This window comes from Kitasatospora sp. NPDC058184 (assembly GCF_042883725.1).
Taxonomy (GTDB): Bacteria; Actinomycetota; Actinomycetes; order Streptomycetales; family Streptomycetaceae; genus Kitasatospora.
The window spans coordinates 86,974-102,251 of the sequence record NZ_JBHVVE010000025.1; the positions used below are offsets into that span (position 1 = coordinate 86,974).

Sequence of the window (15,278 nt, forward strand, 5' to 3'; positions counted from 1 at the left end):
GGAGGCGCGCCCCACCGGGCGCGCCTTCCGCGCAATCGGCCGTCGGTGCTCCCATGCTGTAGGGCGCAGGGAATCCGACCGCCGACCAGAGGGAGCAGCCCGTGACGACGTCCCCGTCCGAGGAGAGCGCCGGCGCGGAGCGTGCCCAGGCCCGGCCGGCCGCGGGCGCGGTGCCGCCCGAGCCCGGGCAGCCGGCCCGGCCGCTGGAGGTCGCCGTCTTCACCGGCCCCGAGTCGGCCTTCTTCGCCACCTCGACACTGATCCTCGGCGAGCGGACCGCGATCCTGGTGGACGCCCAGCTGACCCGCAGCGCCGGGCGCGAGCTGGCCGAGTGGGTCGCCGGCAAGGGCAGACGCCTGCTCGCCGTCGTCGTCACCCACCAGCACCCGGACCACTACTTCGGCGCCGAGGAGGTGCTGCGGCTCTTCCCCGACGCGCAGCTGCTGGCCGCCCCGGCCGTGGTCGAGGGCATCCGGCGCACCGTCGCCGCCAAGGTCGCGCAGTGGAAGCCGGTGTACGGCGACGACATCCCGGACCACCCGCTGATCCCCGCCCCGCTGCTGCCGCAGCCGCTGATGCTGGACCGCCAGGTGATCCCCGTGCTGCTGCTCGGCCAGGCCGACTGCGGGGACTCCACGGTCGTCCACGTGCCGAGCATCCGCACCGTGATCGCCGGGGACTTCGTCCACAACGGCACCCACGTCTGGACCGCCGACACCACCCCGGCCCAGCGCACCACCTGGGGGCACAACCTCGGCCGGATCGCCGACCTCGGCGCGGACCGGGTGATCGCCGGCCACCGGGCCCCGGACCAGGGCGACGACGCCGCCCGGGTGCTGGCCTTCACCGGCGAGTACCTCCAGGACTTCGACCGGCTGCTGGCCGAGCACCCGGACGACCCGGAGGCGCTGGTCACGGCGATGAACGAGCGGTACGGGGAGCTGACCCTGCCGTCCTTCCTGCAGCTGGGCGCGGCGGCCAACACCGCCCGCGCGGCCGGGACCGTGGCGGCCGGGGCCGAGGCAGCGGGGGAGGACCGGGAGTCCGAGGAGGACGGCGGACCCGAGCAGGCGTAGGGCGGATACTGGCCGCATGACGCCGTACGACGTGATCGTCCCGGCGGGCGGGGCCGCCCGGCGCCTCGGCGGGGCCGACAAGCCCGGGCTGACGGTCGGCGGAACCACCCTGCTCGACCGGGTGCTCGCCGCCTGCGCGGGCGCCCGCACCACCGTCGTGGTCGGCCCGGTCCGGCCGACCGCGCGCGGCGGCGTCCACTGGACCAGGGAGCGGCCGCCCGGCGGCGGGCCGGTCGCCGCCGTCGCGGCCGGGCTCGACCTGGTCACCGCGGACACCGTGCTGCTGCTCGCCGCCGACCTGCCCTTCCTGGACCGGCGGACGGTGGACCGGCTGGTCGCCGCCCTCGACCGGGCCGGGGCGCACGGGGACGCCGCCGTGCTGGTCGACGCGGGCGGCCGCGACCAGCCGCTCGCCGCCGCCTACCGCACCGCCCCGCTGCGCGCCGCGCTGGCCGCCCTCGGCGATCCCGCCGACCAGCCGCTGCGCCGCCTGGTCGGCGGACTGCCCCGGCTGCGGGTGGCCGACACCGACAACGTCGCCTACGACTGCGACACCTGGGAGGACCTGGAGCAGGCCCGCGAGCGCGACCGGACCTGAAGCGCACCGCCCCGGCCACCGACGTGTGAGCGAAACGACGCGCCCCGCACACGGGGCGAACACTTCGGGAAACCACCGATCAGGCAGCATGGGCGCATGGAGCGCACGCTGGATGACTGGATCGCCGAGGTCAAGGCCGACCTGGGCATCGACCTGGACGTCGACGTCCACGGTCTGCTCGACACGGCCCGGGTGGTCGCGCACGGGGTGGCCCGGCCGGCCGCGCCGCTGACCGCCTTCCTGATCGGCTACGCGGCCGCCCAGCGGGGCGGCGGGGCGGCGGCCGTCGCCGAGGCGGCCCGGCGGACCGAGGCCCTCGCCGAGGGCTGGGGCCCCGCCGACCGGCCGGGCGAGTCGTGAGCGCGGTCGGACAGCCGACCGTGGCCGCACCGTCCACCGGTCCCGGCGTGCTGAGCTGGCCCGGTGCCCGGGAGACCGCGCGCCGGGCCGGGCTGCGCCCGCTGCCCGGGGTCCCCGTCCCGCTGGCCGAGGCGCTCGGCCGCACCCTCGCCGAGCCGCTCGGCGCGCTGACCGACCTGCCCGCCTTCGACACCTCCGCGATGGACGGCTGGGCGGTCGCCGGTCCCGGCCCGTGGCGGGTCGCCGGCCGGGTGCTGGCCGGACGGGCCGAGCCGGCGCCGCTGGCCGACGGCACCGCCGTGGAGATCGCCACCGGCGCCCAACTGCCGCCCGGCGCCACCGCCGTACTGCGCCGTGAGCACGGGTGGACGGACGCCGCGCTGCTGCACGACCGCGGCCCGCGGCCGCTGACCACCGGCCAGGACATCCGCCCGCGCGGTCAGGAGTGCCGCCTGGGCGAGGAGTTGCTGCCGTCCGGCACCCCGGTCGGGCCGGCCGTGCTCGGCCTGGCCGCCGCCTGCGGCCACGACCGGCTGCCGGTCCGCCGCCGTCCGGAGGTCCGACTGCTCGTCCTGGGGGACGAGTTGCTCACCTCCGGGGTGCCCGGGTCGGGCCTGGTCCGGGACGCGCTCGGGCCGCTGCTGCCGCCCTGGCTGCGGGCCGCCGGCGCCGGGACGCCCGAGGTCGGGTACGTCCGGGACGACTTCGGGCTGCTCCGGGACGCGCTGCGGCACTCCACCGCCGATCTGGTGGTCACCACCGGCGGAACGGCCGCCGGACCGGTCGACTTCCTGCACCGGGCGCTCGCCGAGGCCGGCGCCCGACTGCTGGTGGACGGCGTCGCCGTCCGGCCGGGGCACCCCATGCTGCTGGCCGAACTCCCCGACGGCCGCCACCTGGTGGGCCTGCCGGGCAACCCGCTGGCCGCCGTCGCCGGGATGGTCACCCTCGTCCTGCCGCTGCTGCACGCCCGCAGCGGACGGACCGTCGGCCCGCCCGCCCTCGCCCCGGCCGCGGCCCCGCTGGCCGGGCACCGGACGGACACCCGGCTCCAGCCGGTCCGGCGGACCGCCGAGGGCGTCCTGCCGCTGGCCTTCGACGGCCCGGCGATGCTGCGCGGGCTGGCCCGGGCCGAGGCGCTCGCCGTGGTGCCGCCCGGCGGGGCGGCGGCGGGGGAGACGGTCGAACTGCTGGAGGTGCCGTGAACGAGGGAACCGTCAAGAGCCGCGCGTCCGGCGCGGGGGCCGCCGGGGTGGGCGCATGAGCCGGATCCGACGCAACCTCGCGCCCGGCACCGAGCCGTGGGCGGACGCCGGGATCGTGCTGCCCGCCCGACGGGCCGAGCCCGCCGTGCGGCAGGTCGGCTCCCGGCTGCTGCTGGCGCTCGCCGTCCTGGTCGCCACCACGTTCATCGTCTACCTCGACCGGGACGGCTACAACGACAACGCCGGCGGCGGGCTGAGCTTCCTGGACGCGGCGTACTACGCCACCGTGACGCTCTCCACCACCGGGTACGGCGACATCACCCCGTTCAGCGACGGCGCCCGGCTCACCAACATCTTCGTGATCACCCCGCTGCGCGTGGTGTTCCTGATCATCCTGGTCGGCACCACCCTGGAGGTGCTCACCGAACGGACCCGCCTGCAATGGCGGTTGAACCGCTGGAGGTCCACCGTGCGCGAGCACACCGTCGTCATCGGCTACGGGACGAAGGGCCGCAGCGCCGTCGACACCCTGATCGGGCAGGGGGTGAAGAAGGAGGAGATCGTCGTCGTCGACCCGCAGCGCAAGGTGGTCGACGCCGCCGCCCAGCACGGCCTGGTCGGGGTGGTCGGCGACGCCACCCGCACCGACACCCTGGTGCGTGCCGGGCTGCCCACCGCCGCGCGGGTGGTGGTCGCGCCGGAGCGGGACGACACCGCCGTGCTGATCACGCTGACGGCCCGCCAGTTGAACAAGGCCGCCACCGTGGTCGCCGCCGTACGGGAGGACGAGAACGCGCCGCTGCTGCGGCAGAGCGGCGCCGACGTCGTGGTGACCAGCTCCAGTTCGGCCGGGCGGCTGCTCGGGCTGTCGATGCTCAGCCCGCACGCCGGGGCGGTGATGGAGGACCTGCTGACGTACGGCAACGGGCTGGACGTGGTGGAGCGCCCGGTCACCCGGGCCGAGGCCGGGCACAGCCCGCGCGAGTGCGCGGACCTGGTGGTCGCGGTGGTCCGGGGCCGACGGGTGCTCAACTACACCGAGCCGGAGGCCGCCGTGCTCCAGCTCACCGACCGGGTGATCGTCATCAAGTCCAGCGCGGCCGCGCCGACGGGCTGAGCCGCGCCCACGGGCGGGTCGAGCGTCGCCCACGGGTCGAGCCGCGCCGACCGGTTGAGCCGCGCCGACCGGTTGAGCCGCGCCGTGGAACCGCCCCCGCCCGCAGTAGGTTCGGGGCATGCATGCGATGACGATTCCCGTACCCGGCGGTCCCGAGGCACTGGTCTGGGCCGAGGTGCCCGACCCGGTCCCCGCCGAGGGCGAGGTCCTGGTCGAGGTGGCGGCCACCGCCGTCAACCGCGCCGACCTGCTCCAGCGGCAGGGCTTCTACAACCCGCCGCCCGGCGCCCCGCCCTACCCGGGGCTGGAGTGCGCCGGGCGGATCGTCGCGCTCGGGCCCGGGGTGGCCGGCTGGGCGGTCGGCGACGAGGTGTGCGCGCTGCTGGCCGGCGGCGGCTACGCGCAGCGGGTCGCGGTGCCGACCGGGCAGCTGCTGCCGCTGCCCGCGGGGCTGTCCGCCGAGCAGGCCGCGGCACTGCCCGAGGTCGCCTGCACGGTGTGGTCCAACGTCTTCCTCACCGCGCACCTGCGGCCCGGCGAGACGGTGCTGCTGCACGGCGGCGCGAGCGGGATCGGGACGATGGCGATCCAGCTGGCCAAGGCGGTCGGCGCCCGGGTCGCGGTCACTGCGGGCGGCCCGGAGAAGCTGGCGCGCTGCGCCGAGCTGGGCGCGGACATCCTGATCGACTACCGCGAGCAGGACTTCGTCGAGGTGCTCCGGGAGGCGACCGACGGGGCCGGGGCGGACGTGATCCTGGACATCATGGGCGCCAAGTACCTCCAGCGGAACGTGGACGCGCTGGCGGTCAACGGGCGGCTGGTGATCATCGGACTCCAGGGCGGGGTGAAGGGCGAGCTCGACCTCAACACGCTGCTGCGCAAGCGCGGGGCGGTGATCGCCACCAACCTGCGCGGGCGGCCGCTGGCGGAGAAGGCGGCGATCGTGGCGGCGGTGCGGGAGCACGTGTGGCCGCTGGTCGAGTCCGGGGTGGTGAAGCCGGTGGTGGACCGGGTGCTGCCGCTGGCCGAGGTGGCCGAGGCGCACCGGGTGCTGGAGCGCGGGGAGCAGGTCGGGAAGGTCGTGCTGCGGGCCTGAGCACGGGGGACCCCGGTGACGGGGCGGCGGCCGGACGGGTGTGAATTGCCCGAAATGCCGTAACGGCGGGCGCGTGCGAATCTGGTCCGGAGCAGTCCCGCCGCCGATCCCGCCCCCGGGCGCCGTCGGCCGTCGGAAGGACTCCGACCGTGGCCGCATCTCCGCACGCATCCCTCGGGCCGCTGCCCGTCGCGCCGCACCACCGTCGTCCGTCCCGCCGTTCTCCGGGCCGCGCCCAGCGGCTGTTCGCGGCGGCCGTGCTGGGGCTCACGCTCCCGCTGGCCGCCGCCTCGGCGGCGGTGGCGCTGCCCTCGCCGGGGGCGCTCCCCCTGCCGGCGGCGTATCCCTCGCCGGACGCGGGGACGCGTGCCGAGCCGGGCGGTGGGCCGGCCGCCGAGCAGGACGACGAAGCCGACGACGAACCGGGCGTCCCCGGGCCGGTGGCCGCGCCGCCGCGGCGACCGCTGCCGCGTCCGCACCCGGCCGGCAACGCCCCGCAGGCCCACCGGCACCACCTGGCCTCGCTGCCCGAGCGCTCCGACGCCGCCGTGGAGCAGGCCCCCGACCAGGCTCCCGAGCAGCTGCCGGACCAGGCCGCCGACCAGGCCGTCGAGCAGGCCCCGGAGCAGGTTCCCGACCAGGCCGCCGAGCAGACCCCGGAAGAGGCCCCGGACCAGGCCGTCGGGGCCGAGCAGCCGGAGGCCGACGGGGATGCCGCGGAGGCCGAGGCCCCCGGCGCGGCCGCCGTTCCGGACCCGGCCGCGGCGAACACGGCCGAGGCGGTCGCCGGACAGCCGGTCGCGGCCGTGGCCGGGGTGCCCGCGCTCTTCCCCGCCCGCTGGCAGGACGCCTCCACCACCCAGCTCCCGCTGGGCGTCGGCCTGGGCCTGATCGGCTGCGGCCTGGGACTGGTCGGCCTGCGGCTGCGCAAGGACTGAGCCCCCCAGGGCCGGGGCTGCGGTAGCGCAAGGGCTGGGGCCCGGCGGGGCGCGGCGCGCCCGGAGCGGGCCCGGGGTTTCGGCGGCCACGGAGCGGCGGACCGCCGTGCGCGGGGCCGGGGTGCCGTCGCCGGGCGGCCGGTGGCCGGTCGGCGGACCGGGTGCGGGAACTGAGTATCCGTACGGATTCCCGCAGGGCGTCCGGAGGCGTAGCGTCGTCACGGGTGGCGCAGGACGGCGGGACGACCGGGGGCTTCCGCCCGACCAACCCCAGTGAGAGAGAATGTTGTTCATGACGAATCCGATGAACGAGCGCCCGTCGCAGGAGCCCTTCCGGGCCGGCGGCGGGCAGTCGCAGGACGGCCAGAAGGTGCTGATCGTCGGACCGGACGGGCTGCCCGTGGGCCAGGGGTTCGCCGGTGCGGCTGGGGACGGGGACGACGAGGGCGACGTGCCGCGCGAGCTCCCGGTGACCGAGATGGTCGAGCAGCCCGCCAAGGTCATGCGCATCGGCAGCATGATCAAGCAGCTGTTGGAGGAGGTCCGGGCGGCGCCTCTCGACGAGGCGAGCCGGGTCCGGCTGAAGGACATCCACGCGAGCTCGATCAAGGAGCTCGAACTGGGGCTGGCCCCGGAGCTGGTCGCCGAGCTGGAGCGGCTGTCGCTGCCGTTCACCGACGACACCATCCCGACCGAGGCCGAGCTGCGGATCGCCCAGGCCCAGCTGGTCGGCTGGCTGGAGGGCCTGTTCCACGGCATCCAGACCGCCCTGTTCGCGCAGCAGATGGCGGCGCGGGCGCAGCTGGAGCAGATGCGGCGGGCGCTGCCGCCCGGGCTGCACAGCGGCGAGCCGGACGAGGACGAGCCGGGCCAGGGCCGCGGCATCCGCTCCGGCCCCTACCTGTAGCCGCACCCGGCGGTACCCGCCGGTAGGCGCGTCCGGGCCGCCCGGACCGCGGTCGGACCGGACGTACCACGACGATCCTCCCCGGCCCCGGGCCGCCGGGCCGGGCGGCCCCCGGGCCGGGACCGGCCCCGGCCCTGGACCGATCACCGTCGGCGCGAGCCGATACCCTGGCCCCTGTCGCCGGCCGGTGGAACCGCCGCGGCAGGGGCCCGCCAGGCCAGCGGGCCGGGCCCACCACGCACGGACGAGACCGAACGTCAGGTTGCGGCGAGCACGGCCGCGCCGAGGGGGAGCAGAGGACCATGAGCGAGCACGGCAACGCGGCGGTCGAGGGCTTCTCCCTGGGCAACGGCCGCTATGTGCTGCAGCGGCTGCTGGGCGAAGGCGGCATGGCCTCCGTGCACCTCGCCCACGACCGCGTGCTGGACCGGCAGGTCGCGCTGAAGAGCATGCACAGCGAGCTGGGCCGGGACGACTCGTTCAAGGAGCGGTTCCGCCGCGAGGCCCAGGCGGTGGCCCGGCTGGAGCACCCGAACATCGTCACGGTGTACGACAGCGGCGAGGACATCGCCCCGGACGGCTCCAGCACGCCGTACATCGTGATGCAGCTGATCGACGGCAACGGCCTGCGCGAGGCGATCAACGAGGCGGTCGGCCAGTACGGCGCGATGCCGGCCGAGGAGGCCCTGAAGGTCACCGTCGGCGTGCTGAACGCGCTGGAGGCCTCGCACGACATGGGCCTGGTGCACCGCGACATCAAGCCCGGCAACGTCATGTTCGACCGCAAGGGCAACGTCAAGGTCATGGACTTCGGCATCGCCCGTGCGCTGGAATCCGGCGTCACGTCGATGACGCAGACCGGCATGGTGGTCGGCACCCCGCAGTACCTCTCGCCCGAGCAGGCGCTCGGCAAGCCGGTGGACGCCCGCTCCGACCTCTACTCGGTCGGCGTGATGCTCTTCGAGATGATCACCGGGCAGCTGGTCTTCGACGGGGACTCGGCGTTCTCGATCGCCTACAAGCACGTCCAGGAGGAGCCGCCGGCCCCCTCCACCCTCAACCGCTCGATCACGCCCGAGGTGGACGCCTTCGTCGCCCAGGCGCTGCGCAAGGACCCGGCGCACCGGTTCCAGAGCGCGGCGGCGATGCGGGACGAGGCGGAGCGGCTGATCGCGGCCGCCAAGGGCGGCGACAACGGGCACCGGCTGCAGGCCAGCACCCCGCTGGTGATCAACGAGGGCCCGCGCTCGGTGCACGCCGCTCCGCAGGCCCCGCAGACGCCCCAGCCGCAGTACCTCCAGCAGGGGGCCCAGCAGTACCGGACGCCGCCGCCCGCCTACCAGACGCCGCAGCCGCAGGCCCCGCACACCCCGCACCCGCAGTACCTCCAGCAGGGCGGCCAGCAGTACCAGACGCCGCCGCCCGCCTACCAGACCCCGCGGCCGCAGGCCCCGCACACGCCGCACCCGCAGTACCTCCAGCAGGGGGCGCACACCCCGCCGCCGCAGCCGATGCCGCAGCCGATGCCGCCGTACCAGCAGCCGAAGGCGCCCACCAGCGGCGGCGGCTGCTCGACGGCCGTGGTCGTGATCGGGATCATCGTCGGCGTGCTGGTGCTCGCGGGCATCATCATCGCGATCGTGGTCAACAAGGCGGACGAGAAGACGGGCGGCAAGTTCAGCCACGCGGACCGTCCCGCCGACGTGCTGGTCCTCGACCTCCCGGCCGACCGGAATGGCCTGCTCTGACGGTTTCCGGCAGGTTCGGGGGTACCACGGTCGTCCGCCGGAGGCGGTAGCGTTCGGGGATACGTAAGCGACAGGGCACCGCGATCCGAGCGAACGCCCGGGGCGAGGAGCGATGGCACAGACGCAGCAGCCGGACGACGACGCGGGTGTCCGGGCGGTCGGCCGGACCGGCGGAACCCCGAGGATTCCCGAGCCCGGCGGCGAGGCCCCGACCTCGGCGCTGCCGCCGGTCGCCACGGGCGGCCCGCACACCCCGGGCCGTGGCACCGCCGTGCCGCTGAGCACCGTCGGGGACGGCCGTTACCGGCTGACCTACCGGCTCGGGCGCGGCGGCATGGCCGAGGTGTTCGCCGCCGAGGACGTGCGGCTCGGCCGCACCGTCGCGGTCAAGCTGCTGCGTGGCGAGCTGGCCCAGGACGACGTCGCCCGGCTGCGCTTCACCCGCGAGGCACACGCCGTCGCGGCGCTCAACCACCACTCGATCGTCGCGGTCTACGACACCGGCGAGGAGTACGACGGGGACGAGTCCACGCCGTACATCGTGATGGAGCTGGTCGAGGGCCGCACCGTCCGCGAGCTGCTGGCGGACGAGGAGGCGCCGCCGGTCGACCAGGCGCTGATCATCATCGCCGGGGTGCTGGAGGCGCTCGCCTACAGCCACCGCAGCGGCATCGTCCACCGCGACATCAAGCCCGCCAACGTGAGCATCACCAACGCCGGCGCGGTCAAGGTGATGGACTTCGGCATCGCCCGGGCGCTGACCGGCGGGGCCACCACGATGACCCAGACCGGCATGGTCATGGGCACCCCGCAGTACCTCTCGCCCGAGCAGGCGCTCGGCAAGCCGGTCGACCACCGCTCGGACCTGTACGCGGCCGGCTGCATGCTCTACGAACTGCTCACGGTGCGACCGCCGTTCACCGGCGACACCCCGCTGTCGGTGGTCTACCAGCACGTCCAGGACCCGCCGGTGCCGCCCTCGCAGGCCAACGGCCGGGTGCCGGCCGGCCTCGACGCGCTGGTGCTGCGCTCGCTCGCCAAGAACCCGGACGACCGCTTCCAGGACGCCGACGAGTTCCGCGCCCACGTCCAGCACGCGCTGCGCGAGATGCACGGCGCGGGCGGGGCCGCCTGGGCCGGCGCGGCCGCGGTCGACACCGGCGCGACCCAGGTGCTCCGGCCGGACCAGGCCGCGGCCACCGCGGCCTTCGGCGCGGTGGGCCCGGCCGACCAGACCTCCGTGCTGCCGTACTCGACGGGCGGCCCGCACACCCCCTCCTCGCCCTACCCGGCGGCCGGCGGCCCGTACGGCGGCGGTACCGGTGCGGGCGGGGACGACGAGGGCCCCGGCCGGCGGCGCGGGCCCTGGGCCTGGGTGGCCGGCGCGATCGCCGTGCTGGTCGCGGCCGGTGCGGGCATCGCGTTCGCGCTCAGCGGCAGCGAGCCCGCCGGCCACTCGGACATCTCGCCGCAGCCCCCGGCGGCCACCAGCACCGAGACGACCGCGCCCCCGTCCCAGAGCGGCCTGGCGACCCCGCCGGCCTCGGCCTCCGGCAGCAAGAAGCCGCAGCAGCCGACCGACCCCGGCAACAACAACGGGAACAACAACGGGAACAGCGGCAACAACATGTCGCCGTCGCCGAACACGGGCAAGCACACCCCGACCCCGACGCCGACCGGGACGGCCAGCCACACGCCGACCGGGACGGCGCCCGCGACGACGGCGCCGGCCACGACGGCGCCGCCGCAGACCGCGGGCCCCGGCACCGGGTCGCCGAAGCCGCCGACGGACCCGAAGCCGTCCATCCCGGTCGTGCCGCCGACCCCCTGACCCGGTCGGCGGTGGCGGGTCAGTTGGCGAAGGCGTCCAGGACCTGCTCGTACTCCTGGCACCACCACGCCAGCTGGCCCGCGGAGGCGGGGTAGAGCGGGTCGGCCCGGTGGTCGGCCCGCTGGTAGCGCCACTGCAGCATCCAGAAGTCGTTCAGCCGCTCCCACCAGACCCGGTGGACGGCGGCGGCCAGGTGCTCGGCGGTGGCCGCCCCGGAGGCCCGGTAGGCCTGGGAGTAGCGGCGGACCCGGACCAGGTCGAGGGCGCCGGACGAGCGGTCGTTGAAGAGCAGCGTGGCGGCCCGGACCGCCTCCTCGGCGCGTGGCTGCGGGCCGAGCTTGTCCCAGTCCAGGACGGCCGCCACCCGGCCGCCCCGCGGGTCGTCCTCGTACAGCAGGTTGAGGCCGTGGAAGTCGCCGTGGGTCCAGCCGGTGGGCGGCGCGGCCTCCGGGGCGGGGCGGCGGTGGGCGTGCTCGGCGAGCAGTTCCAGCCGTTCCGTGAGCCGTTCCACCACGAGGGCGTCCAACTCCCCGGCCGGCTGGTGCTCCCGGGCGCGGCGCCGCAGGTCGCGGGCGAGTGCGGCGCTGTCGACGGGGTCGGCGCTCCGGTACCCGGCGGGTTGTTCGAGGGGGGCGCAGACGTCGTCGAGCGCGCCGTGCAGCCGGCCGAGCAGCGTGCCGAGCGCGTCGCACTGCGACGGGTCGAGCTCGTCGCCGTGCCGGTGCCGGCCCTCGACCCAGGGGAACAGGGCGAACAGCCGGCCGCCCCAGGCGGCCACCGTGCCGGACCGTTCGGCGCAGGCCAGCGGGGGTGCGACGGGCAGGCCGAGGGTGTTCAGCGCGGCCATCGCGCGGTGGTGGGCGAGGATCTTCGGACGGCTGGCGGTGGCGGAGTCGACGTAGCACTTCAGGAAGTACGGACCGGCCTCGGTGGTGACCAGGTACCCCCGGTTCAACAGGCCCTCGGCGACGGGTTCGGTGGTCAGCGGCCGTCCGACCCGGTAGCGGGCCAGGACCTCGGCGAGCGCACCCCCCGGGACGGGGGGACTGAGGGTCCCCATCGGTGGTGCGGAGAGATCGGGGCGGGCCGGTGCGCAGGCAAGGGTCTGGCTGAAAGTCACGTGCAGAGGTTATGGCCCCCTTGTGGGGGCCCTTGACAAACCGTCAGTTCTGTGAAGGGCCGGATCAGTACTGGTGGTCGGCCTGGTGCCGCGCCACGAAGGCGGCCGCCTGGGTGCGCCGCTCCATGCCCATCTTGGCGAGCAGACTGGAGACGTAGTTCTTCACCGTCTTCTCCGCCAGGTGCAACTCGTTGCCGATCTGACGATTTGTCATACCTTCGCCGATCAGATCGAGGATCCGCCGTTCCTGCTTGGTGAGTTGGGCGAGCCGTTCGTCCTCCTTCTCCCCGCCGTCGCGCAGCCGGGCGAGCACCCTGCTGGTGGCGACCGGGTCGAGCAGCGAGCGGCCGGCCGCGACGTCCCGGACGGCGGTGATCAGGTCGGTGCCGCGGATCGCCTTCAGCACGTAGCCGGAGGCGCCGGCCATGATCGAGTCGAACAGCGCCTCGTCGTCCGAGAACGAGGTGAGCATCAGGCACTTGATCTCCGGCAGCTTGGACCGGATCTCGCGGCAGACCTCGACCCCGTTGCCGTCCGGCAGCCGGACGTCGAGCACCGCCACGTCCGGGTGGACCGCGGGGATCCGGGTGAGCGCCTCGGCGGCCGTGCCGGCCTCGCCGACGACCTCGATGTCGTCCTCGACCGAGAGCAGATCGTGCACGCCCCGCCGGACGACCTCGTGATCGTCGAGCAGGAATACCCTGATTTGTCCGTTATCAGTCACGTCCAAAGCCTCCCATAACACCGTACGAAAGACCTATCGCCCGCACCTCCATACCAACGCGATCCGGCCACAGCCGTCCGAAACCGATACCGAGAACCCCCTTACGTACGGGCGTCTGCCCGGATAACGTGCGCTGGTGTCCTGAAGGCGCTCGAATTGAGAGCTGCGTCACGCCGACCGTCACCCCCACCCTTCCGACGGCGAGCCGAACGCGGCACCCTCGGGGTTGTAGGCCCTGAACAAGTAGGACGTCCTAGCGCAAGCGCGTCGAGGGCGGACGCTGGGTAACGTTCTCGTGAGGGACGCCGTCGGAACAGGATCACCACCTGCCCCGCAGTGGGAGCGCACACCCACGCGCGCCCCGCGAGGCGGTGACCGGACCGGTCACCGGCGACCCCGGGCGGCCGGACAGACCGAGGAGTGAACGTGACCGTCAAAAGCACGGCGAGGGCCCGCAAGAAGGCGGCCCCCGGCGTCCCTGACACCCTCCGCGCCACGGGCAAGGACGCCCAGCCGGAGCTCGTCCAGCTGCTCACGCCGGAAGGCGAGCGGGTCGAGCACCCGGACTACCCCCTCACCACCACTCCCGAGGAGCTGCGCGCCCTCTACCGCGACCTGGTGCTGGTGCGCCGGTTCGACGGCGAGGCCACCGCGCTCCAGCGCCAGGGCGAGCTGGGCCTGTGGGCCTCGCTGCTCGGCCAGGAGGCCGCCCAGGTCGGCTCCGGCCGCGCCATGCGCCCCGGCGACTACGCCTTCCCCACCTACCGCGAGCACGGCGTGGCCTGGTGCCGCGACGTCGACCCGCTGAACCTGCTCGGCATGTTCCGCGGCGTGAACCACGGCGGCTGGGACCCGAACGAGAAGAACTTCCACCTGTACACCATCGTGATCGGCGCGCAGACCCTGCACGCCACCGGGTACGCGATGGGCATCACCAAGGACGGCGCCGACGACGCGGTCATCGCGTACTTCGGCGACGGCGCCTCCAGCCAGGGCGACGTCAACGAGGCCTTCACCTTCGCCTCGGTCTACAACGCGCCGGTGGTCTTCTTCTGCCAGAACAACCAGTGGGCGATCTCCGAGCCCACCACCACCCAGACCAAGATCCCGCTGTACCGCCGCGCCTCCGGCTTCGGCTTCCCCGGCGTGCGGGTCGACGGCAACGACGTGCTGGCCTGCCTCGCGGTCACCCGCTGGGCGCTCGACCACGCCCGCAACGGCAACGGCCCGGTGCTGATCGAGGCGTTCACCTACCGGATGGGCGCCCACACCACCTCCGACGACCCCACCCGCTACCGGCACACCGAGGAGACCGAGGCCTGGAAGGCCAAGGACCCGATCTCCCGGCTCCGCGCCCACCTGGAGAAGGAGGGCCTGGCCGACGAGGAGTTCTTCGCCGCCGTCGACGCCGAGAGCGAGCAGCTGGGGCTGCGGGTGCGCGAGGGCGTGCGCGGCATGCCGGACCCGGACCCGACCCTGATCTTCGACCACGTGTACAGCGAGCCGCACACGCTGGTCGATGAGGAACGGGCCGAGTACGTCGAGTACGCGGCCTCCTTCGAGGCGGGGGAGACCCACTGATGGCCGGTCAGCTGAGCATCGCCAAGGCGCTGAACGGAGCGCTGCGCAAGTCGCTGGAGAACGACCCGAAGACCCTCCTCATGGGCGAGGACATCGGCAAGCTCGGCGGCGTCTTCCGGATCACCGACGGCCTGCAGAAGGACTTCGGCGAGGACCGGGTGATCGACTCCCCGCTGGCCGAGTCCGGCATCGTCGGCACCGCGATCGGCCTGGCGCTGCGCGGCTACCGCCCGGTGGTGGAGATCCAGTTCGACGGCTTCGTCTACCCGGCCTTCGACCAGATCGTCTCCCAGCTGGCGAAGATGCACGCCCGCGCGCTCGGGCACGTCAAGATGCCGGTCACCATCCGCATCCCCTACGCGGGCGGCATCGGCGCGGTCGAGCACCACAGCGAGTCGCACGAGGCGTACTTCGCGCACACCGCCGGTCTGCGCGTGGTCACCCCGTCCAGCGCGCACGACGCGCACTGGATGCTGCGGCAGTCGATCGAGTCCGACGACCCGGTCGTCTTCCTGGAGCCCAAGCGCCGCTACTGGGACAAGGGCGAGGTCGGCGACGCCGCCGACCTGGGCCTGCACGAGGCCCGGGTCGTCCGGCCCGGCACCGACCTGACGCTGATCGCGTACGGGCCGATGGTCAAGGTCTGCCTGGAGGCCGCCGCGGCCGCCGAGGAGGACGGCCGCCGGCTGGAGGTCGTCGACCTGCGCTCGCTCTCCCCGGTGGACTTCGCCGCCCTGGAGGCGTCGGTCAAGCGCACCGGTCGGGCCGTCGTGGTGCACGAGGCACCGGTCTTCCTGGGCATGGGCGCCGAACTGGCCGCCAGGCTCACCGAGAAGTGCTTCTACCACCTGGAGGCACCCGTGCTGCGGGTCGGCGGCTACCACGCGCCGTACCCGCCGTCCCGGGTCGAGGAGGCCTTCCTCCCCGACCTGGACCGCGTGCTCGACGCCGTCGACCGCGCGCTCGCGTACTGACTC

12 protein-coding genes and 1 pseudogene are annotated in these 15,278 nt (G+C 74.8%); 11 read left to right on the plus strand and 2 right to left on the minus strand.

Going from position 1 to position 15,278, the window contains the following annotated elements:
* The first annotated feature begins 101 nt into the window (after positions 1-101).
* The 9 genes and pseudogenes from ACFVXH_RS34150 to ACFVXH_RS34190 all read left to right on the plus strand — a co-directional run bounded on the left by ACFVXH_RS34150 (position 102) and on the right by ACFVXH_RS34190 (position 10,876).
* Positions 102-1,076 (plus strand): MBL fold metallo-hydrolase, encoded by a 975-nt coding sequence (locus ACFVXH_RS34150; RefSeq protein ID WP_387829738.1) that lies wholly within the window; start codon positions 102-104, stop codon positions 1,074-1,076.
* A 16-nt stretch (positions 1,077-1,092) separates the two neighbouring features.
* A pseudogene (locus tag ACFVXH_RS34155) lies at positions 1,093-2,034 on the plus strand (NTP transferase domain-containing protein).
* The gene (locus ACFVXH_RS34160; RefSeq protein ID WP_387829740.1) at positions 2,031-3,239 is read left to right on the plus strand and encodes a molybdopterin molybdotransferase MoeA; all 1,209 of its coding nucleotides are present in this window, start codon (positions 2,031-2,033) and stop codon (positions 3,237-3,239) included. Before ACFVXH_RS34155 ends, ACFVXH_RS34160 begins: the two are co-directional and overlap by 4 nt.
* A gap of 55 nt (positions 3,240-3,294) precedes the next feature.
* Positions 3,295-4,356: a TrkA family potassium uptake protein gene (locus ACFVXH_RS34165; RefSeq protein ID WP_117488713.1), complete on the plus strand. Its 1,062-nt coding sequence runs from the start codon at positions 3,295-3,297 to the stop codon at positions 4,354-4,356.
* A gap of 118 nt (positions 4,357-4,474) precedes the next feature.
* Positions 4,475-5,452, plus strand: a complete 978-nt coding sequence (locus tag ACFVXH_RS34170; RefSeq protein ID WP_049659602.1) for an NAD(P)H-quinone oxidoreductase — start codon at positions 4,475-4,477, stop codon at positions 5,450-5,452.
* A gap of 149 nt (positions 5,453-5,601) precedes the next feature.
* On the plus strand, positions 5,602-6,390 hold the full coding sequence (locus ACFVXH_RS34175; RefSeq protein WP_387829742.1) for a hypothetical protein: 789 nt from the start codon (positions 5,602-5,604) through the stop codon (positions 6,388-6,390).
* A 292-nt stretch (positions 6,391-6,682) separates the two neighbouring features.
* Positions 6,683-7,297, plus strand: coding sequence for a bacterial proteasome activator family protein (locus ACFVXH_RS34180; protein ID WP_198959330.1), 615 nt, complete (start codon positions 6,683-6,685; stop codon positions 7,295-7,297).
* 302 nt (positions 7,298-7,599) lie between these two features.
* The gene (locus tag ACFVXH_RS34185; protein ID WP_074001882.1) at positions 7,600-9,045 is read left to right on the plus strand and encodes a protein kinase; all 1,446 of its coding nucleotides are present in this window, start codon (positions 7,600-7,602) and stop codon (positions 9,043-9,045) included.
* A gap of 112 nt (positions 9,046-9,157) precedes the next feature.
* Positions 9,158-10,876, plus strand: coding sequence for a protein kinase (locus ACFVXH_RS34190; protein ID WP_387829744.1), 1,719 nt, complete (start codon positions 9,158-9,160; stop codon positions 10,874-10,876).
* A gap of 19 nt (positions 10,877-10,895) precedes the next feature.
* On the opposite strand, the gene ACFVXH_RS34195 is transcribed toward ACFVXH_RS34190, so the two are convergent.
* Both ACFVXH_RS34195 and ACFVXH_RS34200 read right to left on the minus strand, forming a co-directional pair.
* Positions 10,896-11,996, minus strand: a complete 1,101-nt coding sequence (locus ACFVXH_RS34195) for a phosphotransferase (protein WP_234348650.1) — start codon at positions 11,994-11,996, stop codon at positions 10,896-10,898.
* A 64-nt stretch (positions 11,997-12,060) separates the two neighbouring features.
* A complete protein-coding gene (locus ACFVXH_RS34200) occupies positions 12,061-12,720 on the minus strand; it encodes a response regulator transcription factor (protein WP_074001879.1) in 660 nt (219 codons plus the stop codon).
* 426 nt (positions 12,721-13,146) lie between these two features.
* On the opposite strand from ACFVXH_RS34200, the gene pdhA reads away from it, so the two are divergent.
* Both pdhA and ACFVXH_RS34210 read left to right on the plus strand, forming a co-directional pair.
* Positions 13,147-14,301, plus strand: coding sequence for a pyruvate dehydrogenase (acetyl-transferring) E1 component subunit alpha (gene pdhA, locus ACFVXH_RS34205; protein ID WP_049658931.1), 1,155 nt, complete (start codon positions 13,147-13,149; stop codon positions 14,299-14,301).
* The gene (locus ACFVXH_RS34210) at positions 14,301-15,275 is read left to right on the plus strand and encodes an alpha-ketoacid dehydrogenase subunit beta (RefSeq protein WP_049658928.1); all 975 of its coding nucleotides are present in this window, start codon (positions 14,301-14,303) and stop codon (positions 15,273-15,275) included. The genes pdhA and ACFVXH_RS34210 overlap by 1 nt, the downstream gene beginning before the upstream one ends.
* The last annotated feature ends 3 nt before the right edge of the window (positions 15,276-15,278 follow it).

Coding starts and splice junctions, on each gene's coding strand:
- ACFVXH_RS34165 (WP_117488713.1), top strand. CDS start 3,295: ATGAGCCGGATCCGACGCAACCTCGCGCCCGGCACCGAGCCGTGGGCG.
- ACFVXH_RS34170 (WP_049659602.1), top strand. CDS start 4,475: ATGCATGCGATGACGATTCCCGTACCCGGCGGTCCCGAGGCACTGGTC.
- ACFVXH_RS34180 (WP_198959330.1), top strand. CDS start 6,683: ATGACGAATCCGATGAACGAGCGCCCGTCGCAGGAGCCCTTCCGGGCC.
- ACFVXH_RS34185 (WP_074001882.1), top strand. CDS start 7,600: ATGAGCGAGCACGGCAACGCGGCGGTCGAGGGCTTCTCCCTGGGCAAC.
- ACFVXH_RS34190 (WP_387829744.1), top strand. CDS start 9,158: ATGGCACAGACGCAGCAGCCGGACGACGACGCGGGTGTCCGGGCGGTC.
- ACFVXH_RS34210 (WP_049658928.1), top strand. CDS start 14,301: ATGGCCGGTCAGCTGAGCATCGCCAAGGCGCTGAACGGAGCGCTGCGC.